34 protein-coding genes are annotated in these 22,522 nt (G+C 70.5%); all 34 read left to right on the forward strand.

Going from position 1 to position 22,522, the window contains the following annotated elements; all coding sequences use genetic code 11:
* Positions 1-169: 169 nt before the first annotated feature.
* The 34 genes from rpsL to rpsM all read left to right on the forward strand — a co-directional run bounded on the left by rpsL (position 170) and on the right by rpsM (position 22,504).
* Positions 170-544, forward strand: a complete 375-nt coding sequence (gene rpsL, locus SJY06_RS09960; protein ID WP_380167093.1) for a 30S ribosomal protein S12 — start codon at positions 170-172, stop codon at positions 542-544.
* On the forward strand, positions 544-1,014 hold the full coding sequence (gene rpsG / locus SJY06_RS09965) for a 30S ribosomal protein S7 (RefSeq protein WP_380167095.1): 471 nt from the start codon (positions 544-546) through the stop codon (positions 1,012-1,014). Before rpsL ends, rpsG begins: the two co-directional genes overlap by 1 nt.
* Before the next feature lie 121 nt (positions 1,015-1,135).
* The gene (gene fusA / locus SJY06_RS09970) at positions 1,136-3,241 is read left to right on the forward strand and encodes an elongation factor G (protein ID WP_380167097.1); all 2,106 of its coding nucleotides are present in this window, start codon (positions 1,136-1,138) and stop codon (positions 3,239-3,241) included.
* A gap of 146 nt (positions 3,242-3,387) precedes the next feature.
* On the forward strand, positions 3,388-4,581 hold the full coding sequence (tuf, locus tag SJY06_RS09975) for an elongation factor Tu (protein ID WP_380167099.1): 1,194 nt from the start codon (positions 3,388-3,390) through the stop codon (positions 4,579-4,581).
* Between the two features lie 363 nt (positions 4,582-4,944).
* Positions 4,945-5,253 carry a 30S ribosomal protein S10 gene (rpsJ, locus tag SJY06_RS09980; RefSeq protein ID WP_340290715.1) on the forward strand — a complete coding sequence of 103 codons (309 nt, stop codon included), beginning with the start codon at positions 4,945-4,947 and terminating at the stop codon, positions 5,251-5,253.
* 16 nt (positions 5,254-5,269) lie between these two features.
* On the forward strand, positions 5,270-5,920 hold the full coding sequence (rplC, locus tag SJY06_RS09985; protein WP_380169690.1) for a 50S ribosomal protein L3: 651 nt from the start codon (positions 5,270-5,272) through the stop codon (positions 5,918-5,920).
* Between the two features lies 1 nt (position 5,921).
* Positions 5,922-6,620, forward strand: a complete 699-nt coding sequence (gene rplD / locus SJY06_RS09990) for a 50S ribosomal protein L4 (protein ID WP_380167102.1) — start codon at positions 5,922-5,924, stop codon at positions 6,618-6,620.
* Entirely contained in the window at positions 6,617-6,937 is a 321-nt protein-coding gene (gene rplW / locus SJY06_RS09995) for a 50S ribosomal protein L23 (protein WP_380167103.1), read from the forward strand. The genes rplD and rplW overlap by 4 nt, the downstream gene beginning before the upstream one ends.
* A gap of 18 nt (positions 6,938-6,955) precedes the next feature.
* Positions 6,956-7,792, forward strand: a complete 837-nt coding sequence (rplB, locus tag SJY06_RS10000; RefSeq protein WP_380167107.1) for a 50S ribosomal protein L2 — start codon at positions 6,956-6,958, stop codon at positions 7,790-7,792.
* Between the two features lie 14 nt (positions 7,793-7,806).
* Positions 7,807-8,088, forward strand: coding sequence for a 30S ribosomal protein S19 (gene rpsS, locus SJY06_RS10005; RefSeq protein ID WP_380167109.1), 282 nt, complete (start codon positions 7,807-7,809; stop codon positions 8,086-8,088).
* 37 nt (positions 8,089-8,125) lie between these two features.
* On the forward strand, positions 8,126-8,521 hold the full coding sequence (gene rplV / locus SJY06_RS10010; RefSeq protein ID WP_380167111.1) for a 50S ribosomal protein L22: 396 nt from the start codon (positions 8,126-8,128) through the stop codon (positions 8,519-8,521).
* Positions 8,521-9,366: a 30S ribosomal protein S3 gene (gene rpsC / locus SJY06_RS10015; protein WP_380167113.1), complete on the forward strand. Its 846-nt coding sequence runs from the start codon at positions 8,521-8,523 to the stop codon at positions 9,364-9,366. The genes rplV and rpsC overlap by 1 nt, the downstream gene beginning before the upstream one ends.
* Positions 9,367-9,369: 3 nt before the next feature.
* Positions 9,370-9,789, forward strand: coding sequence for a 50S ribosomal protein L16 (gene rplP / locus SJY06_RS10020; RefSeq protein WP_380167115.1), 420 nt, complete (start codon positions 9,370-9,372; stop codon positions 9,787-9,789).
* Entirely contained in the window at positions 9,789-10,025 is a 237-nt protein-coding gene (gene rpmC, locus SJY06_RS10025; protein WP_380167117.1) for a 50S ribosomal protein L29, read from the forward strand. Before rplP ends, rpmC begins: the two co-directional genes overlap by 1 nt.
* Positions 10,022-10,324: a 30S ribosomal protein S17 gene (gene rpsQ / locus SJY06_RS10030; protein WP_380167119.1), complete on the forward strand. Its 303-nt coding sequence runs from the start codon at positions 10,022-10,024 to the stop codon at positions 10,322-10,324. Before rpmC ends, rpsQ begins: the two co-directional genes overlap by 4 nt.
* A 7-nt stretch (positions 10,325-10,331) precedes the next feature.
* On the forward strand, positions 10,332-10,700 hold the full coding sequence (rplN, locus tag SJY06_RS10035; RefSeq protein ID WP_380167121.1) for a 50S ribosomal protein L14: 369 nt from the start codon (positions 10,332-10,334) through the stop codon (positions 10,698-10,700).
* Complete coding sequence (rplX, locus tag SJY06_RS10040; protein WP_380167123.1) at positions 10,700-11,077, forward strand: 50S ribosomal protein L24; 378 nt, start codon at positions 10,700-10,702, stop codon at positions 11,075-11,077. Before rplN ends, rplX begins: the two co-directional genes overlap by 1 nt.
* The gene (gene rplE / locus SJY06_RS10045) at positions 11,074-11,667 is read left to right on the forward strand and encodes a 50S ribosomal protein L5 (RefSeq protein ID WP_380167125.1); all 594 of its coding nucleotides are present in this window, start codon (positions 11,074-11,076) and stop codon (positions 11,665-11,667) included. Before rplX ends, rplE begins: the two co-directional genes overlap by 4 nt.
* An 18-nt stretch (positions 11,668-11,685) precedes the next feature.
* Positions 11,686-11,871, forward strand: coding sequence for a type Z 30S ribosomal protein S14 (locus SJY06_RS10050; RefSeq protein WP_380167127.1), 186 nt, complete (start codon positions 11,686-11,688; stop codon positions 11,869-11,871).
* A gap of 111 nt (positions 11,872-11,982) precedes the next feature.
* Positions 11,983-12,381: a 30S ribosomal protein S8 gene (gene rpsH, locus SJY06_RS10055; RefSeq protein WP_380167129.1), complete on the forward strand. Its 399-nt coding sequence runs from the start codon at positions 11,983-11,985 to the stop codon at positions 12,379-12,381.
* 27 nt (positions 12,382-12,408) lie between these two features.
* Positions 12,409-12,948: a 50S ribosomal protein L6 gene (gene rplF, locus SJY06_RS10060; RefSeq protein ID WP_380167131.1), complete on the forward strand. Its 540-nt coding sequence runs from the start codon at positions 12,409-12,411 to the stop codon at positions 12,946-12,948.
* Positions 12,948-13,337, forward strand: a complete 390-nt coding sequence (gene rplR / locus SJY06_RS10065) for a 50S ribosomal protein L18 (RefSeq protein ID WP_380167133.1) — start codon at positions 12,948-12,950, stop codon at positions 13,335-13,337. The genes rplF and rplR overlap by 1 nt, the downstream gene beginning before the upstream one ends.
* Positions 13,338-13,395: 58 nt before the next feature.
* Positions 13,396-14,058 (forward strand): 30S ribosomal protein S5, encoded by a 663-nt coding sequence (rpsE, locus tag SJY06_RS10070; RefSeq protein ID WP_380167135.1) that lies wholly within the window; start codon positions 13,396-13,398, stop codon positions 14,056-14,058.
* 32 nt (positions 14,059-14,090) lie between these two features.
* Positions 14,091-14,303 carry a 50S ribosomal protein L30 gene (rpmD, locus tag SJY06_RS10075; RefSeq protein ID WP_380169691.1) on the forward strand — a complete coding sequence of 71 codons (213 nt, stop codon included), beginning with the start codon at positions 14,091-14,093 and terminating at the stop codon, positions 14,301-14,303.
* A 28-nt stretch (positions 14,304-14,331) separates the two neighbouring features.
* Entirely contained in the window at positions 14,332-14,766 is a 435-nt protein-coding gene (gene rplO / locus SJY06_RS10080; protein WP_380169692.1) for a 50S ribosomal protein L15, read from the forward strand.
* Between the two features lie 154 nt (positions 14,767-14,920).
* The gene (secY, locus tag SJY06_RS10085) at positions 14,921-16,231 is read left to right on the forward strand and encodes a preprotein translocase subunit SecY (protein WP_380167137.1); all 1,311 of its coding nucleotides are present in this window, start codon (positions 14,921-14,923) and stop codon (positions 16,229-16,231) included.
* Positions 16,228-16,800, forward strand: coding sequence for an adenylate kinase (locus tag SJY06_RS10090; protein ID WP_380167139.1), 573 nt, complete (start codon positions 16,228-16,230; stop codon positions 16,798-16,800). Before secY ends, SJY06_RS10090 begins: the two co-directional genes overlap by 4 nt.
* Positions 16,801-16,812: 12 nt before the next feature.
* The gene (gene map, locus SJY06_RS10095; RefSeq protein WP_380167141.1) at positions 16,813-17,658 is read left to right on the forward strand and encodes a type I methionyl aminopeptidase; all 846 of its coding nucleotides are present in this window, start codon (positions 16,813-16,815) and stop codon (positions 17,656-17,658) included.
* A 184-nt stretch (positions 17,659-17,842) separates the two neighbouring features.
* Complete coding sequence (locus tag SJY06_RS10100; RefSeq protein ID WP_380167143.1) at positions 17,843-18,457, forward strand: hypothetical protein; 615 nt, start codon at positions 17,843-17,845, stop codon at positions 18,455-18,457.
* Positions 18,458-18,557: 100 nt separating this feature from the next.
* Complete coding sequence (locus SJY06_RS10105) at positions 18,558-18,698, forward strand: hypothetical protein (protein ID WP_380167145.1); 141 nt, start codon at positions 18,558-18,560, stop codon at positions 18,696-18,698.
* Between the two features lie 102 nt (positions 18,699-18,800).
* Complete coding sequence (locus tag SJY06_RS10110) at positions 18,801-21,350, forward strand: CHAT domain-containing protein (protein ID WP_380167147.1); 2,550 nt, start codon at positions 18,801-18,803, stop codon at positions 21,348-21,350.
* Positions 21,351-21,558: 208 nt separating this feature from the next.
* Complete coding sequence (infA, locus tag SJY06_RS10115) at positions 21,559-21,780, forward strand: translation initiation factor IF-1 (protein ID WP_336920739.1); 222 nt, start codon at positions 21,559-21,561, stop codon at positions 21,778-21,780.
* Positions 21,781-21,823: 43 nt separating this feature from the next.
* Entirely contained in the window at positions 21,824-21,937 is a 114-nt protein-coding gene (gene rpmJ / locus SJY06_RS10120) for a 50S ribosomal protein L36 (protein ID WP_380167149.1), read from the forward strand.
* Between the two features lie 186 nt (positions 21,938-22,123).
* Positions 22,124-22,504 carry a 30S ribosomal protein S13 gene (gene rpsM, locus SJY06_RS10125; protein WP_380167151.1) on the forward strand — a complete coding sequence of 127 codons (381 nt, stop codon included), beginning with the start codon at positions 22,124-22,126 and terminating at the stop codon, positions 22,502-22,504.
* Positions 22,505-22,522: the final 18 nt, after the last annotated feature.

Genomic DNA, 22,522 nt, shown 5'->3' on the forward strand with positions numbered 1-22,522 from the left:
GGGCGCGCTCGGGATAGGTACCCTCTCCCGAGTCGCCCGGTCCGACCGGGTCATCGCGCGTGCCGCAGCGACACGACTGCAGCAGGCGCGACACGCCCGAGTGCGGGGGTCATGAAGGCCCCGGCCGACCAGGCAACATCCACGACATCAAGTAGGGAGTACCGCAGCGGTGCCCACGATCCAGCAGCTGGTCCGCAAGGGCCGCCAGGACAAGCCGGTGAAGAACAACACGCCTGCGCTCAAGGGTTCGCCCCAGCGCCGTGGTGTCTGCACCCGCGTCTACACGACCACGCCCAAGAAGCCGAACTCGGCGCTGCGCAAGGTCGCTCGCGTGCGCCTGAGCAACGGCATCGAGGTCACCGCGTACATCCCCGGTGTCGGCCACAACCTGCAGGAGCACTCCATGGTGCTCGTGCGCGGCGGCCGGGTGAAGGACCTGCCCGGCGTCCGCTACAAGATCGTCCGCGGCTCGCTCGACACCCAGGGTGTCAAGAACCGCAAGCAGGCTCGCTCGCGCTACGGCGCGAAGAAGGAGAAGAGCTGATGCCCCGCAAGGGTCCCGCCCCGAAGCGACCGCTCGTCGTCGACCCGGTGTACAACTCGCCGCTGGTCACGCAGCTGGTCAACAAGGTGCTCCTCGACGGCAAGAAGTCCGTCGCCGAGCGCACGGTGTACGGCGCGCTCGAGGGCGCCCGCGCCAAGACCGGCAACGACCCGGTCATCATCCTCAAGCGCGCTCTGGACAACGTGAAGCCGGCGCTGGAGGTCCGTTCCCGTCGAGTCGGCGGGTCCACCTACCAGGTGCCCGTCGACGTCCGGCCCGCCCGCTCCACCACGCTGGCCCTGCGCTGGCTGGTCGGGTTCTCCCGCGCCCGTCGCGAGAAGACCATGACCGAGCGGCTCATGAACGAGATCCTCGACGCCAGCAACGGCCTCGGCGCCTCCGTCAAGCGACGCGAGGACATGCACAAGATGGCCGAGTCCAACAAGGCGTTCGCGCACTACCGCTGGTGAGGTCGGCGGCGCCCACGAGGCGCCGCCCCTCCCGCGGCGACGGGTGCCCGCAGACGGCCACCCCACCGCCAGACACATCGGCACGCATCACCAGCCAGCCCAGCAGCGAGGAAGGCCCACCGTGGCTCAGGACGTCCTGACCGACCTCACCAAGGTCCGCAACATCGGGATCATGGCGCACATCGACGCCGGCAAGACCACCACGACCGAGCGGATCCTGTTCTACACCGGGATCAACTACAAGATCGGCGAGGTGCACGACGGCGCCGCGACGATGGACTGGATGGAGCAGGAGCAGGAGCGCGGCATCACCATCACGTCCGCCGCGACGACGTGCTTCTGGGAAGGCACCCAGATCAACATCATCGACACGCCCGGCCACGTCGACTTCACGGTCGAGGTCGAGCGGAGCCTGCGCGTGCTCGACGGCGCCGTCGCGGTGTTCGACGGCAAGGAGGGCGTGGAGCCCCAGTCGGAGACCGTCTGGCGCCAGGCCGACAAGTACGACGTCCCGCGCATCTGCTTCGTCAACAAGATGGACAAGCTCGGCGCGGACTTCTACTTCACGGTCCAGACGATCAAGGACCGGCTCGGCGCCCGGCCGCTGGTCATCCAGCTGCCCATCGGTGCGGAGAACGACTTCCTCGGCGTCGTCGACCTGGTGTACATGCGCGCCCTGACGTGGCGCGGCAACACCGGCAAGGGCGAGGCCTACGAGATCGAGGAGATCCCGGCCGACCTGGCCGAGCAGGCCGCCGAGTACCACGCGGCCCTGGTCGAGACGGTCGCGGAGTCCGACGAGGCGCTGCTGGACAAGTACCTGGGCGGCGAGGAGCTCACCCCCGAGGAGATCAAGGGCGCCATCCGCAAGATGACGGTGGCCTCGGAGATCTACCCGGTGCTGTGCGGCTCGGCGTTCAAGAACAAGGGCGTCCAGCCCATGCTCGACGCCGTCCTGGACTACCTGCCCACGCCGCTGGACGTCCCGCCGATGATCGGCCACGACGTCCGCGACGAGGAGAAGGAGATCATCCGCAAGCCCTCCGCGGACGAGCCCTTCTCGGCGCTGGCCTTCAAGGTCGCCTCGCACCCGTTCTTCGGCAAGCTCACCTACGTCCGGGTCTACTCCGGCAAGGTCGCCTCCGGCTCCGGCGTCGTGAACTCGACCAAGGGCAAGAAGGAGCGCATCGGGAAGCTGTTCCAGATGCACTCCAACAAGGAGAACCCGGTCGACGACGCCCAGGCCGGCCACATCTACGCGATGATCGGCCTGAAGGACACGACGACCGGCGACACCCTGTGCGACCCGCAGGACCAGGTCGTGCTCGAGTCGATGACCTTCCCGGACCCCGTCATCTCCGTGGCCATCGAGCCCAAGACGAAGTCCGACCAGGAGAAGCTCTCCATCGCCATCCAGAAGCTGGCCGAGGAGGACCCCACCTTCCAGGTCGAGCAGGACGAGGAGACCGGCCAGACCATCATCAAGGGCATGGGCGAGCTCCACCTCGACATCCTCGTGGACCGCATGCGGCGCGAGTTCAAGGTCGAGGCCAACGTCGGCAAGCCCCAGGTGGCCTACCGCGAGACCATCCGCCGCACGGTGGAGAAGTACTCCTACACGCACAAGAAGCAGACCGGTGGCTCGGGTCAGTTCGCCAAGATCCAGTTCACGATCGGCCCGCTGGTGGACCCCGAGGAGGGCGCCACCTACGAGTTCGAGAACAAGGTCACCGGTGGTCGCGTGCCGCGCGAGTACATCCCCAGCGTGGACGCGGGCTTCAAGGACGCCATGCAGGTCGGCGTGCTCGCCGGCTACCCGATGACCGGGGTCAAGGCGACGCTGACCGACGGGGCCGCGCACGACGTCGACTCCTCGGAGCTCGCCTTCAAGATCGCCGGCTCGGCCGGGTTCAAGGAGGCGGCCCGCAAGGCGGACCCCGTCCTGCTCGAGCCGATCATGGCCGTCGAGGTGCGCACGCCCGAGGAGTACATGGGCGACGTGATCGGCGACATCAACTCCCGCCGTGGGCACATGCAGTCCATGGAGGACGTGTCGGGGGCCAAGAGCGTCAAGGCCACCGTCCCGCTGTCGGAGATGTTCGGCTACGTCGGCGACCTGCGTTCGCGCACCCAGGGCCGCGCGGTGTACACCATGCAGTTCGACTCCTACGCGGAGGTCCCGAGGAACGTCGCCGACGAGATCGTCAAGAAGATCCGCGGCGAGTGAGCCCCCGCGGCCGGTCTAGGCTCTAGACCGGCCGCGTGCACCACGTCCGGCGCACGACCGCACGACCCTGAACGTCCAGAACCTGCACACCCACGACCACCGTCGGGCGAACCCGTCGGCGGAGAACAGTCCGAGGAGGAGCCCCAGTGGCTAAGGCGAAGTTCGAGCGGACCAAGCCGCACGTCAACATCGGCACCATCGGTCACATCGACCATGGCAAGACGACGCTGACCGCGGCCATCACCAAGGTGCTCCACGACAAGTACCCGGAGCTGAACGCCGCCTCGGCGTTCGACCAGATCGACAAGGCCCCGGAGGAGCGCGAGCGCGGCATCACGATCTCGATCGCGCACGTCGAGTACCAGACCGAGCAGCGTCACTACGCCCACGTCGACTGCCCCGGTCACGCCGACTACATCAAGAACATGATCACCGGTGCGGCCCAGATGGACGGCGCGATCCTCGTGGTCGCCGCCACCGACGGCCCGATGCCGCAGACCAAGGAGCACGTCCTCCTGGCCCGCCAGGTCGGCGTCCCCTACATCGTCGTCGCCCTGAACAAGGCCGACATGGTGGACGACGAGGAGATCCTCGAGCTCGTCGAGGTCGAGGTCCGCGACCTGCTCAGCCAGTACGAGTTCCCCGGCGACGACCTGCCCGTGGTCCGCGTCTCCGCGCTCAAGGCGCTGGAGGGCGACAAGGAGTGGGGCGACAAGCTCCTCGAGCTCATGGACGCGGTCGACACCGCCATCCCCGAGCCCGAGCGCGCCATCGACCAGCCCTTCCTCATGCCCATCGAGGACGTCTTCACGATCACCGGTCGTGGCACGGTCGTCACCGGCCGCGCCGAGCGCGGTGTCCTCAAGGTCAACGAGGAGATCGAGATCGTCGGCATCAAGGACAGCTCGACCCGCACCACGGTCACCGGCGTCGAGATGTTCCGCAAGCTGCTCGACGAGGCCCGTGCGGGCGAGAACGTCGGTCTGCTGCTGCGCGGCATCAAGCGCGAGGACGTCGAGCGCGGCCAGGTCGTGGTCAAGCCCGGCTCGATCACGCCGCACACGGACTTCGAGGCCCAGGTCTACATCCTGAGCAAGGACGAGGGTGGGCGTCACAACCCCTTCTACTCGAACTACCGGCCGCAGTTCTACTTCCGCACCACGGACGTCACCGGCGTCATCACGCTGCCCGAGGGCACCGAGATGGTCATGCCCGGCGACGACACCCAGATGACGGTGGCGCTGATCCAGCCCATCGCCATGGAGCAGGGTCTGCGCTTCGCCATCCGCGAGGGTGGCCGCACGGTCGGCGCGGGTCGCGTCACCAAGATCAACAAGTGACCTGACGGCGGCGGCGTCCCGGTTGACCGGGGCGCCGCCGCCGTACGTCGGGGGAGCGGTCGGCCCGGCGCCGGCCGCATCCCCCGTCGTCACGAGCACCCGGTTTGGAACCAGGCCCGCGGTCTGTCAGACTGTCGCGGTTGCCCGGTGCACCTCGGTGCCCACCAACGGCCTCACGGCCGGGGGGACGGCGGCTCGATCGGCAGACCAGAGCCGACCAGAACGTGGAGCGGGCGACACGCCCGACCGCGGGGGTCGGACACCAGGGCCGGAGTACCGGCCCACCACAGACCAGGCACGACCACCGGATGGCGGCCCCACGCGGCCGGGAACCGGTACCGAAGAGAGAGAGTGGATGACGCCATGGCGGGACAGAAGATCCGCATCAGGCTCAAGGCCTACGACCACGAGGTGATCGACTCGTCGGCGCGCAAGATCGTCGAGACGGTGATCCGTACCGGTGCCTCCGTGGCCGGCCCCGTGCCGCTGCCGACGGAGAAGAACGTGTACTGCGTCATCCGCTCGCCTCACAAGTACAAGGACAGCCGCGAGCACTTCGAGATGCGCACCCACAAGCGCCTCATCGACATCCTGGACCCGACGCCCAAGACGGTGGACTCGCTCATGCGGCTGGACCTCCCCGCTGGCGTCGACATCGAGATCAAGCTCTGAGGGATCGATCGTGACCATCGACAGAGAAGTGCGAGCCCTGCTGGGCCGCAAGCTCGGCATGACCCAGGTCTGGAACGCGGACAACGTCCTCGTCCCGGTCACGGTCGTCGAGGTAGCCGGCAACGTCGTCACCGACGTCAAGACCAAGGACAAGGACGGCTACGCGGCCGTGCAGCTCGGGTACGGACGCATCGACCCGCGCAAGGTCAACAAGCCGATGGCCGGCCACTTCGAGCGTGCCGGCGTCCCGCCGCGCCGCCACCTGGTCGAGGTCCGCACCACGGGTGCGTTCGACCTGGGCCAGGAGGTCGGCCTCGACTCCTTCGTGGACGGTGACGTCGTCGACGTCGTCGGCACCACCAAGGGCAAGGGCACCGCCGGCGTCATGAAGCGCCACGGCTTCAAGGGCGTCAGCGCCAGCCACGGCTCCCACCGCAACCACCGCAAGCCCGGCTCGATCGGCGCCTGCGCCACGCCGGGCCGCGTCTTCAAGGGCGTGCGCATGGCCGGCCGGATGGGTGGCGAGCGGCAGACCACGCAGAACCTGATGGTGCACGCGGTGGACGCCGACCGCGGCTACATCCTCGTCAAGGGCGCCGTCCCCGGCCCCCGTGGCTCGGTCGTGCTCCTGGCGACCGCCTCGAAGAAGACCCGGAAGGAGGCCTGACATGGCCACGGCCACCAAGCCGTCCACCACGACGGCCGACACCGACGGCTCGCTGAGCGTCAAGGTGCTCAGCGCCGACGGCTCGAGCTCGCGCACCGTCGACCTGCCCGCGGAGCTGTTCGCCGTCCAGACGAACATCCCGCTGATCCACCAGGTCGTCGTGGCCCAGCTCGCCGCCGCGCGCCAGGGCACCCACAAGACCAAGAACCGCGGCGAGGTCTCCGGCGGCGGCAAGAAGCCGTACCGCCAGAAGGGGACCGGCCGGGCCCGTCAGGGCTCGACCCGCGCGCCGCAGTTCGCCGGCGGTGGCGTCGTCCACGGCCCCACGCCGCGCGACTACGCACAGCGCACGCCCAAGAAGATGAAGGCCGCCGCCCTGCGCGGGGCCCTGTCGGACCGGGCGCGTCACGAGCGCATCCACGTGCTGGAGTCGCTGGTCACCGGCGACCTGCCCTCGGCGGCCTCGGCCCGCAAGGCCCTGGCCGCGGTCAGCGACCGCGCCAACCTGCTCGTCCTGGTCAGCCGGGACGACGAGCTGACGTGGAAGAGCGTCCGCAACCTCGCCGGGCTGCACGTGCTCGCCGTGGACCAGCTGAACACCTACGACGTGCTGTGCAGCGACGAGGTCGTGTTCGTGGGCTCGTCCCTCGACGAGTTCATCGCCGCCCGCACCACCGGCAACGAGGAGGCGTCGAAGTGACCGAGTCGAGCTTCGCCCACGTCGGCAAGGACCCGCGCGACATCCTGCTGGCGCCGGTCGTCAGCGAGAAGTCCTACGGCCTGCAGGAGGAGGGGAAGTACACCTTCCTCGTCGACCCGCGGGCCTCCAAGACCGAGATCAAGATCGCGGTCGAGAAGGTCTTCGGCGTCAAGGTCGCCGGCAAGGGCGTCAACATCATCAACCGTCAGGGCAAGGCGCGTCGCACGCGCTACGGCACCGGCAAGCGCAAGGACACGAAGCGCGCGATCGTCACCCTCCGCGAGGGCACGATCGACATCTTCGGTCCGGTCGCGTGATCTCGAGGACTGACTGACATGGCTATCCGCAAGTACAAGCCGACGACCCCCGGTCGCCGCGGCTCCTCCGTCGCAGACTTCGTCGAGGTCACGCGCAGCACGCCCGAGAAGTCGCTCATCCGCCCCCTCACCAAGAAGGGCGGCCGCAACAACACGGGCCGGATCACCACCCGTCACCAGGGTGGTGGCCACAAGCGCGCCTACCGCGTCATCGACTTCCGTCGCCACGACAAGGACGGCGTCAACGCCAAGGTCGCGCACATCGAGTACGACCCCAACCGCACCGCGCGCATCGCGCTGCTGCACTACGTGGACGGCGAGAAGCGCTACATCCTGGCGCCGAACAAGCTGTCCCAGGGCGACGTGATCGAGAACGGCCCCGGCGCCGACATCAAGCCGGGCAACAGCCTGCCGCTGCGCAACATCCCCGTCGGCACGGTCGTTCACGCCATCGAGCTGCGTCCCGGCGGCGGCGCCAAGATCGCCCGCTCCGCCGGCACCAGCGTCCAGCTGGTCGCCCGTGAGGGCACCAGCGCCCAGCTGCGGATGCCCTCGGGCGAGATCCGCAACGTCGACGTCCGCTGCCGCGCCACCATCGGCGAGGTCGGCAACGCCGAGCAGTCGAACATCAACTGGGGCAAGGCCGGCCGCATGCGCTGGAAGGGCAAGCGCCCGACCGTCCGCGGTGTCGTCATGAACCCCGTCGACCACCCGCACGGTGGTGGTGAGGGCAAGACCTCCGGTGGTCGCCACCCGGTCAGCCCCTGGGGCAAGCCCGAGGGTCGTACCCGCCGGCCGAACAAGGCCAGCGACAAGCAGATCGTCCGTCGCCGCAAGTCCGGCAAGAAGCGCTGAGAGGAGTTGCGACGATGCCACGCAGCCTGAAGAAGGGCCCGTTCGTCGACGACCACCTGTCCAAGAAGGTGGATTCGCAGAACGAGGCCGGGACCAAGAACGTCATCAAGACGTGGTCCCGCCGCTCGATGATCGTGCCGGACATGCTCGGGCACACCATCGCCGTGCACGACGGCCGCAAGCACGTCCCGGTGTTCGTCACCGAGTCGATGGTCGGCCACAAGCTGGGCGAGTTCGCCCCCACCCGCACGTTCCGCGGGCACGAGAAGGACGACCGGAAGGGCCGTCGCCGCTGACGCGGCGACGCCCTCCGAGACAGGTCAGGAGCCAGATATGGAAGCCACGGCGAAGGCGCGCCACGTCCGCGTCACGCCCATGAAGGCCCGGCGCGTCGTCGACCTCGTGCGCGGCAAGCGTGCGACCGATGCGGTCCAGGTCCTGCGGTTCAGCCCGCAGACCGCGGCCGAGCCGGTCCGCAAGCTCGTCGAGAGCGCGATCGCGAACGCCCGGGTGGAAGCCGACAAGTACGGCGAGCGCTTCGTCGCCGACGAGCTCGTCGTCACCACGGCGTTCGTGGACGAGGGCCCCACGCTCAAGCGGTTCCAGCCGCGGGCGCAGGGCCGGGCGTTCCGCGTCCGCAAGCGAACCAGCCACATCACCGTGGTCGTCGCCTCCCCGGAGGTCGCCGCGGCCGGTGCCGGCACCGAGAGCACGAAGGGAGCCCGCTGATGGGTCAGAAGGTCAACCCGAACGGGTACCGGCTCGGCATCACGACCGAGCACAAGTCGCGCTGGTTCGCCGACTCCACCACCACGGGTCAGCGCTACGCCGACTACGTGGGCGAGGACGTCAAGATCCGCAAGCTCATGACCGTCGGTCTCGAGCGCGCCGGCATCGCCAAGGTCGAGATCGAGCGCACCCGTGACCGGGTCCGCGTCGACCTGCACACCGCGCGTCCCGGCATCGTCATCGGCCGCCGCGGCGCCGAGGCCGACCGCCTGCGCGGCGAGCTCGAGAAGCTCACGGGCAAGCAGGTCCAGCTGAACATCCTCGAGGTCAAGAACCCCGAGGGCGACGCCCAGCTGGTCGCCGTCGGCATCGCCGAGCAGCTGTCCAGCCGCGTGTCCTTCCGTCGCGCCATGCGCAAGGGCATGCAGTCCTCGCAGCGGGCCGGCGCCAAGGGCATCCGCGTGCAGGTCTCCGGCCGCCTCGGCGGTGCGGAGATGAGCCGCACGGAGTTCTACCGCGAGGGCCGGGTCCCGCTGCACACGCTGCGCGCCAACATCGACTACGGCTTCTTCGAGGCCAAGACGACGTTCGGCCGCATCGGCGTCAAGGTGTGGATCTACAACGGCGACAAGACCGCCAAGGAGCTCGCCCGCGAGCAGGCCTCCGCCGCCCCCCGTGGCGCCGGTCGTCGTCCCCCGCGCGGTGACCGTCCCGAGCGTCCCCAGCGCGGCGAGCGCGGGCCCCGCACCGAGGCCCCCGTCGAGGCGCCGGCCCCGGCCGCCGCCGAGGCCCCCGCGGCCGCCCCCGCCACGGAGGCTCCCGCCACCACCGGATCGGAGGCCTGACCCATGCTGATCCCGCGTCGCGTCAAGCACCGCAAGCAGCACCACCCGAGCCGCTCGGGTGCGGCCAAGGGCGGTACGCAGGTGACGTTCGGCGAGTGGGGCCTGCAGGCCCTCGAGCCGGCCTACGTCACCAACCGGCAGATCGAGTCCGCTCGTATCGCCATGACCCGCCACATCAAGCGTGGCGGCAAGGTCTGGATCAACATCTACCCGGACCGCCCCATCACCAAGAAGCCCGCCGAGACCCGCATGGGCTCCGGCAAGGGCTCGCCGGAGTGGTGGGTCGCCAACATCAAGCCGGGCCGTGTCATGTTCGAGCTGAGCTACCCCAGCGACGACGTCGCCAAGGAGGCGCTCACCCGGGCCATGCACAAGCTGCCCATGAAGTGCCGCATCGTGCAGCGTGAGGGTGGTGACATCTGATGTCGGTCGGTAGCAAGGACCTCGCTCCCGTGAACCTCCGGACCTTCGACGACGCCAGGCTCGTCGAGGAGCTCCGCAAGTCCAAGGAGGAGTTGTTCAACCTGCGCTTCGCCTCGGCCACGGGCCAGCTCGAGAGCCACGGCCGTCTCAAGGCCGTCAAGCGGGACATCGCTCGGATCTACACCGTGATGCGCGAGCGCGAGCTCGGCATCACCACCCAGGAGGTCGCATCATGAGCACCGAGACACCCAAGGCTGTCGACGCCGCTCAGGCTGCGGCGTCCGAGCGGGGCAACCGCAAGACCCGTCGTGGCTACGTCGTCAGCGACAAGATGGACAAGACCGCCGTGGTCGCCGTCGAGGACCGGGTCAAGCACCCCCTCTACGGCAAGGTCCTGCGTCGCACGAGCAAGGTCAAGGCGCACGACGAGGCCAACACGGCCGGCGTCGGCGACCTCGTCCTGATCATGGAGACCCGCCCGCTGTCCGCGACCAAGCGCTGGCGCGTGGTCGAGGTCCTCGAGAAGGCTAAGTGAGGCAGCAGTGATCCAGCAGGAGTCCAGGCTCAAGGTCGCCGACAACACCGGTGCGAAGGAGATCCTCTGCATCCGCGTGCTCGGCGGCTCCGGCCGTCGCTACGCGGGCATCGGGGACACCATCGTCGCCACCGTCAAGGACGCGATCCCCGGCGGCAACGTCAAGCGCGGCGACGTCGTCAAGGCCGTCATCGTGCGCACCGTCAAGGAGCGCCGCCGTCCCGACGGCTCGTACATCAAGTTCGACGAGAACGCGGCCGTCATCCTCAAGGGCGACGGCGACCCCCGCGGCACGCGCATCTTCGGCCCGGTGGGTCGTGAGCTGCGTGACAAGCGGTTCATGAAGATCATCTCGCTGGCACCGGAGGTGCTCTGATGGCTAGTCGCGGCACGTTCCGCATCAAGAAGGGCGACACGGTGATCGTCATCGCCGGCGCCCGCCAGTCGCGCGGTGGGGACCGGGGCAAGACCGGCAAGGTCCTGTCCGTGAACCACGAGACCAACCGGGTCCTCGTCGAGGGCGTCAACCGGGTGACCAAGCACGTGAAGGCCGGCCAGACCGGTCGCGGCTCCCGCACCGGCGGCCTCATCCACACCGAGGCCCCGGTCCACGTGTCCAACGTCGCCCTGGTCGACCCCGAGTCGGGCAAGCCCACGCGCGTCGGCATCCGCGTCGAGACGCAGGAGCGCGGCGGCCGGGAGCGCAACGTGCGCGTCCGCGTCGCCCGTCGCTCCGGCAAGGACATCGCATGAGCACCGAGACCACCGAGACCACCACCACCTCGACCGAGGCGGCTCCCCGTCCCCGGCTCCAGGCGCGCTACCGCGAGGAGATCCTCCCCGCGCTGCTCGAGGAGTTCGGCTACGGCAACGTCATGCAGGTCCCCGGCGTCGTCAAGGTCGTCGTCAACATGGGCGTCGGCGAGGCGGCCCGGGACTCCAAGCTGATCGACGGCGCCGTCCGCGACCTCACGGCCATCACCGGCCAGAAGCCGCAGGTCACCAAGGCCCGCAAGTCCATCGCGCAGTTCAAGCTGCGCGAGGGCATGCCGATCGGCGCCCACGTCACCCTCCGCGGTGACCGGATGTGGGAGTTCCTCGACCGGCTGCTCACCGTCGCCCTGCCCCGCATCCGCGACTTCCGCGGTCTGTCGGGCACCCAGTTCGACGGGCGCGGCAACTACACCTTCGGTCTCGTGGAGCAGGCGATGTTCCACGAGATCGACCAGGACAAGGTCGACCGCGTCCGCGGCATGGACATCACCGTGGTGACGTCCGCGACCAACGACGACGAGGGCCGGAGCCTGCTGCGCAAGCTCGGCTTCCCCTTCAAGGCCGTCTGAGGGGAGGAGGAGCAGACCATGGCGAAGACCGCTCTGATCAACAAGGCCAACAAGACCCCGAAGTTCAAGGTGCGCGGCTACACCCGCTGCCAGAAGTGCGGGCGTCCGCACTCGGTGTACCGCAAGTTCGGGCTGTGCCGCATCTGCCTGCGCGAGATGGCGCACGCGGGCGAGCTGCCCGGCGTCACCAAGTCGAGCTGGTGAGCAGGGCCCGTCCCTGAACCCCCGCACCACCCCCTGGACCACCCCAGAAAGATCTTCAACAGCGCCGAAGGTCCGAACCCGGAAACCGCGGCGAGAAAGGGCAGAAGCCCGATGACGATGACCGACCCGATCGCAGACATGCTCACTCGTCTGCGCAACGCCAACTCGGCGTACCACGACGACGTCTCCATGCCGTTCAGCAAGCTCAAGGCGAGCGTGGCCGACATCCTCAAGCAGGAGGGCTACATCGCCGGCTGGACCGTCGCCGACGCCGAGGTGGGCCGCACGCTCACCCTCCAGCTCAAGTTCGGCCCCTCCCGCGAGCGCTCGATCGCCGGCCTGCGCCGCGTGTCGAAGCCCGGTCTGCGCGTGTACGCCAAGTCGACCAACCTGCCCAAGGTCCTCGGTGGCCTTGGCGTCGCGATCCTGTCGACGTCGTCCGGGCTGCTGACCGACCGCCAGGCCGCCAAGAAGGGCGTGGGTGGGGAAGTCCTCGCCTACGTCTGGTGACGGTAGAGCGGAGCTGAGGAGAAACAGATGTCGCGCATCGGCAAGAACCCCGTGCCCGTGCCCTCGGGCGTGACGGTGGACCTCGACGGTCCCCACGTCACGGTCAAGGGCCCCAAGGGCCAGCTCAGCCACGTCGTGGCCGAGCCCATCACCGTCATCAGCGAGGACGGGTCCATCACCGTCAGCCGGCCGGACGACGAGCGTCGCTCGAAGTCGCTGCACGGCCTGACCAGGACCCTGATCGCCAACATGGTCACCGGCGTCACCGACGGATACGTGCGCAAGCTCGAGATCCACGGCACCGGTTACCGCGTCCAGGCCAAGGGCAGCAACCTCGAGTTCGCCCTGGGCTTCAGCCACCCCGTCACGATCGAGCCGCCCTCGGGCATCTCGTTCTCGGTCGAGAGCCCGACCCGCTTCACGGTCTCCGGCATCGACAAGCAGCAGGTCGGCGAGGTGGCCGCCAACATCCACAAGCTCCGTAAGCCCGACCCGTACAAGGGCAAGGGCATCCGCTACGAGGGCGAGCAGATCCGCCGCAAGGTCGGAAAGGCTGGGAAGAAGTAATGCCCGCAGTCGTCGAGCGCAGCACGCGCCACGGTGGTCGGGGTCGCGTCGCGGCCCGGGCCCGTCGTCACCAGCGCGTCCGCAAGCACATCACCGGGACCACCGAGCGTCCGCGCCTGGTCGTCACCCGCTCCCTGCGCCACGTCGTGGCGCAGGTGGTGGACGACACCACCGGCCGCACCCTGGCCTCGGCCTCCACCCTCGAGGCGGACCTGCGCGCCGCCTCGGGCGACAAGGTCTCCAAGGCCCGCACGGTCGGCGAGCTCGTCGCCGAGCGCGCCCAGGCCGCCGGTGTGACCGCCGTGGTCCTGGACCGCAGCGGCAACAAGTACCACGGCCGGGTCGCGGCCGTGGCGGACGGCGCCCGCGAGAAGGGGCTGTCCCTGTGAGCGCCCCCCGTGTGGTCTCCGGCGCAGTGACCGTGCACCCGATGGAAGGAACCCTCTGATGGCAGGACCCCAGCAGCGTCGCGGCGGCCCCCCCGGGGCCGGCGGCACCGCCGGTGGCACCGGCGGCCCCGAGGGCGGCCGCGAGCCGCGTCGCGGCGGTCGTGACGGCGGTCGTCGTGACGACCGCGGCGGCCGTGGCGGCGACGACCGCAACAACTACGTCGAGCGCGTCGTCGCGATCAACCGCGTCGCCAAGGTCGTCAAGGGTGGTCGTCGGTTCTCCTTCACCGCCCTGGTCGTCGTCGGCGACGGTGACGGCATGGTCGGCGTCGGCTACGGCAAGGCCAAGGAGGTGCCCGCCGCGATCAGCAAGGGCGTGGAGGAGGCGAAGAAGAACTTCTTCCGCGTCCCCCGCATCGCGGGCACCATCCCCCACCCCATCCAGGGCGAGAAGGCCGCCGGCGTGGTCATGCTGCGTCCGGCCTCCCCGGGTACCGGTGTCATCGCCGGTGGTCCGGTCCGCGCGGTCCTCGAGGCCGCCGGTGTCCACGACGTGCTGAGCAAGTCGTTGGGCTCCAGCAACGCGATCAACATCGTGCACGCCACGGTCGCGGCCCTGAAGGGTCTCGAGCCGCCGGAGTCGGTTGCTGCCCGTCGTGGGCTGCCGATCGAGGACGTCGCGCCCGCCGCGCTGCTGCGTGCCCGGCAGGAGGCTTCCTGATCATGGCAACTGCACCCGGAACGCAGACCACCCTGCCCACCAAGCGGGCCGAGTCGACCACGACCACGCGACTGCGCGTGACCCAGGTCCGCTCGACCATCGGTGGCACCGCCGGCCAGCGGAACACCGTCCGCTCGCTCGGTCTCAAGCGCATCGGTGACGTCGTGGTGAAGGAGGACCGTCCCGAGATCCGCGGGATGGTCGTCACCGTGGCTCACCTCGTCTCGGTCGAGGAGGTCGAGTGACATGGCAGTCCCCAGCAACGAGTCCGCGCTGAAGGTCCACCACCTCCGGCCCGCCCCCGGCGCCAAGACCGCCAAGACCCGCGTGGGTCGAGGCGAGGCCAGCAAGGGCAAGACGGCCGGTCGCGGCACCAAGGGCACCAAGTCCCGGTACCAGGTCTCGGCGGCCTTCGAGGGCGGTCAGACGCCGCTTCACATGCGTCTGCCCAAGCTCCGCGGCTTCACCAACCGGTTCAAGGTGACCTTCCAGGTCGTCAACCTGGACAAGCTGTCGGAGCTGTACCCCGACGGCGGCACCGTGACCCCGGCCGACCTGGTCGCCCGGGGCGCCGTGCGGGACAACGCGCCCGTCAAGGTGCTCGGCACCGGCGACGTGTCGGCCAAGCTCGAGATCTCGGCGCACAAGTTCTCCGCGTCGGCGAAGTCCAAGATCGAGGCGGCGGGCGGCACAGCCACCACCGTCTGACAGCACACGCCGGGCCCCGCCCGACGTCGTGACCCTCCGCCGGGACCGGGGCCTCGTGCCCCGGTCCTGGTGTTAGGGTCCGACGCACGGAGCGATCCCGGCTGATCAGGGCGGATCGGCCGTCCGAGCCCACTGGGCCCATCTGGAGGTAGTCGTGGTCAGCCTCGGCGCGTTCGTCAGCGCTTTCCGGACCCCCGATCTTCGAGCGAAGCTCCTCTTCACGCTCGGGATCATGGCGCTGTTCCGCTTCGGGTCGTTCATCCCGACGCCGGGCGTCGACTTCGGCAACGTGCGCGAGTGCCTCGCGATCGCCGAGTCCAGCGGCGGGGTGTTCGGCCTCATCAACCTGTTCAGCGGCGGGGCCCTGCTCCAGCTGTCGATCTTCGCGCTCGGGATCCTCCCGTACATCACCGCGAGCATCATCGTGCAGTTGCTGACCGTGGTGATCCCACGCTTCGAGGAGCTCAAGAAGGAAGGCCAGACCGGGACCGCGAAGCTCACGCAGTACACGCGGTACCTGACGATCGGCCTCGCGATCCTGCAGTCGACGACCTTCGTGTCGCTCGCGCGGGACAACTCGATCTTCGGCGGCGCCTGCAGCCCCGACGCGTTCCCGGTGATCCCGGACCAGAGCATCGCCGTCCTGGTCCTGATGATCACCACCATGACCGCCGGCACCGGCCTGGTCATGTGGCTCGGCGAGCTCATCACCGCCAAGGGCGTCGGCAACGGCATGTCCCTGCTGATCTTCACCTCGATCGCGGCGACCTTCCCCGGCTCGCTCGGGGCCATCGCCACGCAGCAGTCCATCGAGACCATGCTGGTCGTGATCGCCGTCGGGCTGGTCATCGTGGCCCTGGTCGTGCTGGTCGAGCAGAGCCAGCGCCGCATCCCCGTGCAGTACGCCAAGCGAATGGTGGGCCAGCGGGCCTACGGCGGCACGAGCACGTACATCCCGCTCAAGGTCAACATGGCCGGCGTCATCCCCGTGATCTTCGCCAGCTCGCTGCTGTACCTGCCCGCCCTGGTCTCGCAGTTCTCGCCGGAGTCGGAGTGGGCGCTGTGGATCGGCCGCTACTTCGTCCAGGGCGACCACCCGTTCTACATGATCGCCTACTTCCTGCTGATCGTGTTCTTCACGTTCTTCTACGTGGCGATCACCTTCAACCCGGACGACGTGGCCGAGAACATGCGCAAGTACGGGGGCTTCATCCCGGGCATCCGCGCCGGCCGGCCCACGGCGGAGTACCTGGACTACGTGATCACCCGCATCACGTTCCCGGGCTCCATCTACCTCGGCCTGATCGCCCTGATCCCGCTGGTGGCGATCGTGCTGGTCGGGGCCAACCAGAACTTCCCGTTCGGTGGCGCCTCGATCCTGATCATCGTGGGCGTCGGCCTGGAGACGGTGAAGCAGATCCAGTCGCAGCTACAGCAGCGCAACTACGAGGGGTTCCTGCGATGACGCGGCTCGTCCTCCTCGGGCCCCCCGGGGCCGGCAAGGGCACGCAGGCCGCCCGTCTCGCACAGACCCTGGACGTGCCCGCCATCTCGACCGGCGACATCTTCCGGCGCAACGTCACCGAGGGCACCGACCTCGGTGTGGCCGCCAAGAAGTACATCGACGCGGGAGACTACGTGCCCGACTCCGTGACCAACGCGATGGTGGCCGACCGGCTCGCCGAGGCCGACGCCGGTCCCGGGTTCCTGCTGGACGGGTACCCGCGCACCGGCGACCAGGTGCTCGAGCTCGACCGCATGCTGCAGGAGCAGGGCGTCGACCTGGACCACGTCGTGGAGATCACGGTCGACACCGACGAGGTCGTCAAGCGGCTGACCAAGCGGGCCGCCGAGCAGGGTCGCAGCGACGACACCGAAGAGGTGTTCCGGCACCGCTTCGAGGTCTACGCCGAGCAGACGGCCCCGCTGGCGCAGACCTACGCCGACCGCGGGCTGCTGGTCCAGGTGGACGGCATGGGCGAGGTCGACGTCGTCACCGCCCGCCTGCTGGCCGCCATCGGCCGCGAGGGCTGAGGCCCTCCACCCGTGTTCGGCCGGGAGCGGATCGAGTACAAGACGCTCGACCAGGTCCGCACCATGCGCCGGGCGGGCCTGGTGGTCGCCGACGCCCTGGACGCGGTCCGGGGGCAGGTGCGCCCCGGGGTCAGCACCGACGAGCTGGACGCGGTCGCGGCCGACGTCATCCGTCGGGCCGGGGCCACGTCCAACTTCCTCGGCTACCACGGGTTCCCGCGCACGATCTGCACCTCGGTCGACGAGGAGGTCGTCCACGGCATCCCCGGTGCCCGCGTGCTGCAGGCCGGGGACCTGCTGAGCGTCGACTGCGGGGCGGTCGTGGACGGTTGGCACGGCGACGCCGCCTTCTCGGTCCTCGTCCCCGGCCCGGACGGGGCCGACGTAGCCGCCCCGGCCGACCGTGACCTGGTCGAGGCCACCGAGGAGTCGATGTGGCGCGGGGTGGCCGCGCTGCAGCCAGGCCAGCCGCTGGGCCGGGTCGGCGAGGCGGTGGACGACTTCGTCACGGGGGAGTGCGGCGGTCGCTACGGCCTGGTCGAGGACTACACCGGCCACGGCATCGGCACGGCCATGCACCAGCCCCCCGACGTGCTCAACTACCGGGCCCAGGGCCGCTCGCCCCGGGTCAAGGTCGGCCTGTGCGTGGCCGTCGAGCCCATGCTCACCGCCGGTTCGCCTCTCACCCGCGTCCTGGACGACGAGTGGACCGTCGTCACGGTGGACGGTTCCAAGGCGGCCCACGCCGAGCACTCAGTCGCCGTCCTGGAGGACGGGCTGTTCGTGCTGACGGCCCGGGACGGTGGGCGCAGCCGGCTCGAGGCCGCGGGCGCGACGGTCTCCCGACTGCTCGACTGAGCACAGCCGGTCACCGTCCGCAGCCGTGCGGGACCCGGTGGGAGCAGGCCGAGGACGGTCCCGTCACGGGTAGTGATAGCCCTGGTCATAGTCGGGTAGGTCCGATTGACAGCGCAGTGTCCTGCTGGTGCCCTTTGCGTGACGTGTCCGCGTCGTCCTGCATCCCAGCCGAAAGGTCCTCGCCGTGTTCCTGCGTACCCGCTCCTCGCGTCCCCGCTCCCGTGTCCTGACCCTGGCCGCCGTCCTCGTGGCCACCCTGGCCGGCGGGTTCCTCGCCACCGGTGTCTCCGCCTCGGCGGCGACCGCGCCGTCGGCCAGCTACCTGCCGTACAAGTCGTACCTGCCGTACGAGGCGGGCGTGGCCGCGAAGTCGTACCTGCCGTACAAGAGCTACCTGCCCTACGAGGCGGGCGTGGCCGCGAAGTCGTACCTGCCGTACAAGAGCTACCTGCCCTACGACGCGAGCGTGGCGACGAAGTCGTACCTGCCGTACAAGAGCTACCTGCCCTACAAGTCCTACCTGCCGTACGAGGCGGGCGTGGCGGCGAAGTCGTACCTGCCGTACAAGTCCTACCTGCCCTACAAGTCCTACCTGCCGTACGAGGCGGGCGTGGCGGCGAAGTCGTACCTGCCGTACAAGTCCTACCTGCCCTACAAGTCCTACCTGCCGTACGAGGCGGGCGTGGCCGCGAAGTCGTACCTGCCCTACAAGTCCTACCTGCCCTACGTCGCGCAGACCCCGTCGGCCGCTGACGCCCCCGTCTCGACGCTCGCCCGGCCTCACCGCATCCCGGTCTGAGCCGAGGACCCGTCGGGTCCCGGTATCACGGGCTCGACGTCGGCCTCCTCGTCGCGGGAGCATCTGGGCAGGACGCCCGCACCGCGACGAGGAGGCCGACATGACCACAGGACCCGACGACGACACCGGCACGACCGTGCCGAAGCCCAAGGGCCAGCCCGGGACGACCAAGGGGCCGTTCGTCCGGCCGCTCAGCGAGCCCACCTCGACGAGCGGCTCCGACGACGACCAGAAGGACTGACCGGCTCGACCGGCGGTGACCCGGCGGTGGCCCGGGCCTGCCGGTCCGGGCCGCCCTGACAACCCGCTTTACACCTGACGCCTGCGGCGGGACCATCCGCAGGTGTCCGCCGAGGAGCTGCTCGAGCGCGCGATCTCGCTGGCCGCCCGCGGCGACGACCGCGAGGCGCGTCGGCTGACCGAGCGCGCCCTGGACTCCTCGCCCTCGCCGGACCTGCGGGCCCGGATCCTGGTGCACGAGGCGTACCACCGGGCCCGCACCGACTCCGTGGGCGCGGCCCTGGCCCTGCTGGACGAGGTCGAGGCCACCTCCGGCCTGCGACCGTCGGTGCTCGGTCGGGCCGCCGTCAACCGGGGTCTCGTGCTGTTCCAGAGCGGCACCACGGGGGCGCTGGCGGCCTTCGACCGCGCGCTGCGGGTGCTGCCGCCCGTCGAGTTCGACGCCCGGTTCGTGGCCCACCTCAACCGGGGCGCCGTGCACCTGGAGGCCCGACGGCTGACCGCGGCGCGGCGGGACTTCCGCAGCGCGCTGTCCCTGGCGCAGCGGGGCCACGACGAGCCCGGCATCGCCATGAGCAGCGCCAACCTGGCGTACGTGCTCATGCTGGGGGACGACCTGCCGGGAGCCCTGCGAGAGCTGGACGCGGTCGCGCCCGTGCTGAGCCGGCTGTCCCCGGTGCTGGGGGCCAAGTGCGTCGTCAACCGGGCGGAGGTGCTGCTGGCCGCGGGGCTGCTCGACGAGGCGGTCGAGGACCTGCGCGGCGCGGCCCGCACCTTCGGCGCGCACGGTGACGTGTTCGAGCAGGCGGAGGCCGAGCACCTGCTCGGCCGGGTGCACCTGGCACTGGGGGAGGCGGGGGAGGCGCTGCGCCTGGCGACCTCGGCGGGCGACCGGTTCGCCTCGCGGGGGGCGGCCGTGCGGGCCGCCCGCTCCCGCTGCCTGTCGCTGCAGGCCGAGCTGGCCCGCCGGGGCGAGACCCCCCGCCCGGGCGACGCGGCGACGGCGGCGACCCTGCCGGACGTGCCGCCCCGGACCCCGCAGCAGGTGGCGACGGCCGCGCAGGCGCTGGCCGACACCTTCGCCGCGCACCACCTGACGCACGACGAGCGCAGCGCCCGGCTGCTGGTCGCGGAGGCGCTGCTGGAGGCGGGTGAGGTCGAGCGGGCCCGCTCGGGGGCCGGTGACGCGCTGCGGCGGCACCGCGGGGAGGCCTCGGTCGACCGGCTGCGGGTGCACCGGCTGCGGGCCCGGCTCGCCCTGGCCGAGGGGCACGACGAGATCGCCGACGCGGAGCTGCGCAGCGCGTTCCGGCACCTCCGGCGGCGGGTCGGGCTGCTGGGCAGCCTCGAGCTGCGCACGGCCATGGCGGTGCACGCGCAGCAGATGGCCCAGGCCGCGGTGGAGCGCGCCCTGGAGCGGGACCGGCCGGGGGACGTGCTCACGGTCGCCGAGGCCACGCGTGGCCTGTCCGCCCGGCCCTCCCCGGTGACGCGCCGCCGGGACCCGCAGGCCGCCGCCTGGCTGGAGGAGCTGCGCCAGATCCGGACCGCCGTCACCCGCTCCGAGACCGCGGCCGACCCGCGCGACACCGAGCGCGCTCACGAGCTGGAGAAGCTGCTGCGCGAGCGCGCCTGGCACAGCGAGGGGCGCGGCGACCCGGAGGCGGGGCAGGCCGAGGTGCCGCAGATCCAGGCGGCCGTCGGGGAGCAGGGCGGTGCGCTGCTGACGCTGCTGGCCGTCCGCGCCCGCCTGGTGGCCGTCGTGCTGCGGGCCGACGGGGTGAGCACGCACCCGCTCGGCCCGCTGCCGGAGGCGGTGGCGGCGGCCCGGGCGGTCCGGGCGGACCTGGACGTCCTGGCCGGCGCCCGGCTGCCGGCGCCCATGGCGGCCGTCGTGCGGGCCTCGCTCCAGCACGGCCTGGACCGGCTGGGTCGCCTGCTGCTGCCCGGGCCCGCCCTGGCCGGGGACGGGCCCCTGCTGCTCTCGCCCTCGGCCGCCCTGGCCCTGGTCCCGTGGGGCCTGCTGCCCCCGCTGCGGGGCCGGACCGTGACGGTCAGCCCCACGGCCACGTCGTGGCTGCGGGGCCGGGCACGAACCCGCCCGGTGTCCTCGGAGGCCCTCGTCGGGGTCGTGCTGGGACCCGGCCTGGAGCACGGCCGGCGCGAGGTGCGCGCCGTGGGGGAGGTGTGGCCGGGCGCCGAGGTGGTGGAGGCCGCCACCTCGGCCGACGCGCTGCGCCTGGTCGGCCGCTGCGACGTCTTCCACGCCTCGGCGCACGGCGTGCACGAGCCGCAGAGCCCGCTGTTCAGCCACCTGGTGATGGCCGACGGGCCGCTCTTCGGCCACGAGCTCCACGGCCTGGCCCGGGTGCCCGGCCACGTCGTGCTCTCGGCCTGCGAGCTCGGCTGCGCCGAGACCAGGCCCGGTGACGAGCGGCTGGGGATGACGGCCGCGCTGCTGGCGGCCGGCGTGGGCAGCGTCGTGGCCGGCGTGGCCCGGGTCGACGACCAGGTCAGCGCGCGGGTCGCCGCCGCGCACCACCGCGGCCTGGCGGCCGGCCTGGTCCCGGCGCAGGCGCTGGCGGCGGCCCTCGCGGCCGAGCCGGACGAGGCCCCGCCGGCCCCGTTCGTCTGCTTCGGGTCGGGCTGGTGAGCGTGCCGGGCCCCCACGGCACCGCCGGATTTCGTCCCACCAGCGCTTTGGCGTAGTCTCAGCGGTTGGCACACGGCTTCCACGTCCCGTTCCCCCCCGCGGCTGGTCTGGGTGAACGGGATTCGTCACGCGTGGGCTCAGGTCGCACCACCGGTGCGCACCTTTATGGAGGCTCCTACCCAGGAGCACGTAGGGATAGCGGAGGCACATGCCGAAGAAGGACGGGGTCATCGAGATCGAGGGCAGCGTGGTCGAAGCCCTCCCCAACGCCATGTTCCGTGTCGAGCTGGAGAACGGGCACAAGGTGCTCGCGCACATCTCCGGGAAGATGCGGCAGCACTACATCCGGATCCTCCCCGAGGACCGCGTGGTGGTGGAGCTCAGCCCGTACGACCTGTCCCGCGGACGCATCGTCTACCGCTACAAGTGACGGCCCGCCCCGGTGGGGGCAGTGGCCGCCAGGGAGTCCATCGATGAAGGTCAAGCCCAGCGTCAAGAAGATCTGCGACAACTGCAAGGTGATCCGCCGCAACGGCCGGGTCATGGTGATCTGCACCAACCTGCGCCACAAGCAGCGCCAGGGCTGAGCAGCACCGGCGGGCGTTCCTGCGCCCACCAGCACCAGGCACCAGCACCACCCCCTGCGGTACCCGACTCGGGACCGGCCCACGGGCCGGACCCGGACGACACCCCCGGACGAGGGCCGGGGACCACGAGCGCACGGCTCGCGGGCAGGTACCGCTCCAGACCCTCAGGTACGAGAGGCAACTGACATGGCACGTCTTGTCGGTGTCGACCTCCCCCGCGAGAAGCGGGTCGAGATCGCACTCACCTACGTCTTCGGCATCGGCCGCACCCGTTCGGTGGAGACCCTCGCGGCGACGGGCATCAGCCCCGACGTCCGGGTCAAGGACCTGACCGAGGACCAGCTCGTCGCGCTGCGCGACCACATCGAGGGGGCCTACCGCGTCGAGGGTGACCTCCGCCGCGAGGTGGCCGCCGACATCCGCCGCAAGGTGGAGATCGGCTCCTACGAGGGCCTGCGCCACCGCCGCCACCTGCCCGTCCGCGGCCAGCGCACCAAGACCAACGCACGTACCCGGAAGGGTCCGAAGCGGACCGTCGCCGGCAAGAAGAAGGTCGGCAAGAAGTGACCGCCGGCACCGCTACCC

It is taken from the genome of Jannaschia sp. R86511 (assembly GCF_042466345.1).
In the GTDB taxonomy this organism is placed as follows: domain Bacteria; phylum Actinomycetota; class Actinomycetes; order Actinomycetales; family JBBAYJ01; genus Aquipuribacter.

What these genes read in the sequence shown, in the direction of transcription:
- rplX (WP_380167123.1), top strand. Translation starts at nt 10,700, where the DNA reads ATGGCTAGTCGCGGCACGTTCCGCATCAAGAAGGGCGACACGGTGATC.
- rplE (WP_380167125.1), top strand. Translation starts at nt 11,074, where the DNA reads ATGAGCACCGAGACCACCGAGACCACCACCACCTCGACCGAGGCGGCT.
- rpsS (WP_380167109.1), top strand. Translation starts at nt 7,807, where the DNA reads ATGCCACGCAGCCTGAAGAAGGGCCCGTTCGTCGACGACCACCTGTCC.
- rplB (WP_380167107.1), top strand. Translation starts at nt 6,956, where the DNA reads ATGGCTATCCGCAAGTACAAGCCGACGACCCCCGGTCGCCGCGGCTCC.
- rplF (WP_380167131.1), top strand. Translation starts at nt 12,409, where the DNA reads ATGTCGCGCATCGGCAAGAACCCCGTGCCCGTGCCCTCGGGCGTGACG.
- infA (WP_336920739.1), top strand. Translation starts at nt 21,559, where the DNA reads ATGCCGAAGAAGGACGGGGTCATCGAGATCGAGGGCAGCGTGGTCGAA.
- SJY06_RS10105 (WP_380167145.1), top strand. Translation starts at nt 18,558, where the DNA reads ATGACCACAGGACCCGACGACGACACCGGCACGACCGTGCCGAAGCCC.
- rpsH (WP_380167129.1), top strand. Translation starts at nt 11,983, where the DNA reads ATGACGATGACCGACCCGATCGCAGACATGCTCACTCGTCTGCGCAAC.
- rpsE (WP_380167135.1), top strand. Translation starts at nt 13,396, where the DNA reads ATGGCAGGACCCCAGCAGCGTCGCGGCGGCCCCCCCGGGGCCGGCGGC.
- rplP (WP_380167115.1), top strand. Translation starts at nt 9,370, where the DNA reads ATGCTGATCCCGCGTCGCGTCAAGCACCGCAAGCAGCACCACCCGAGC.
- rpsM (WP_380167151.1), top strand. Translation starts at nt 22,124, where the DNA reads ATGGCACGTCTTGTCGGTGTCGACCTCCCCCGCGAGAAGCGGGTCGAG.
- rpmC (WP_380167117.1), top strand. Translation starts at nt 9,789, where the DNA reads ATGTCGGTCGGTAGCAAGGACCTCGCTCCCGTGAACCTCCGGACCTTC.
- rpsQ (WP_380167119.1), top strand. Translation starts at nt 10,022, where the DNA reads ATGAGCACCGAGACACCCAAGGCTGTCGACGCCGCTCAGGCTGCGGCG.
- rplR (WP_380167133.1), top strand. Translation starts at nt 12,948, where the DNA reads ATGCCCGCAGTCGTCGAGCGCAGCACGCGCCACGGTGGTCGGGGTCGC.
- rpsG (WP_380167095.1), top strand. Translation starts at nt 544, where the DNA reads ATGCCCCGCAAGGGTCCCGCCCCGAAGCGACCGCTCGTCGTCGACCCG.
- rplV (WP_380167111.1), top strand. Translation starts at nt 8,126, where the DNA reads ATGGAAGCCACGGCGAAGGCGCGCCACGTCCGCGTCACGCCCATGAAG.
- rpsC (WP_380167113.1), top strand. Translation starts at nt 8,521, where the DNA reads ATGGGTCAGAAGGTCAACCCGAACGGGTACCGGCTCGGCATCACGACC.
- SJY06_RS10090 (WP_380167139.1), top strand. Translation starts at nt 16,228, where the DNA reads ATGACGCGGCTCGTCCTCCTCGGGCCCCCCGGGGCCGGCAAGGGCACG.
- SJY06_RS10050 (WP_380167127.1), top strand. Translation starts at nt 11,686, where the DNA reads ATGGCGAAGACCGCTCTGATCAACAAGGCCAACAAGACCCCGAAGTTC.
- rpmJ (WP_380167149.1), top strand. Translation starts at nt 21,824, where the DNA reads ATGAAGGTCAAGCCCAGCGTCAAGAAGATCTGCGACAACTGCAAGGTG.
- rpsJ (WP_340290715.1), top strand. Translation starts at nt 4,945, where the DNA reads ATGGCGGGACAGAAGATCCGCATCAGGCTCAAGGCCTACGACCACGAG.
- rplD (WP_380167102.1), top strand. Translation starts at nt 5,922, where the DNA reads ATGGCCACGGCCACCAAGCCGTCCACCACGACGGCCGACACCGACGGC.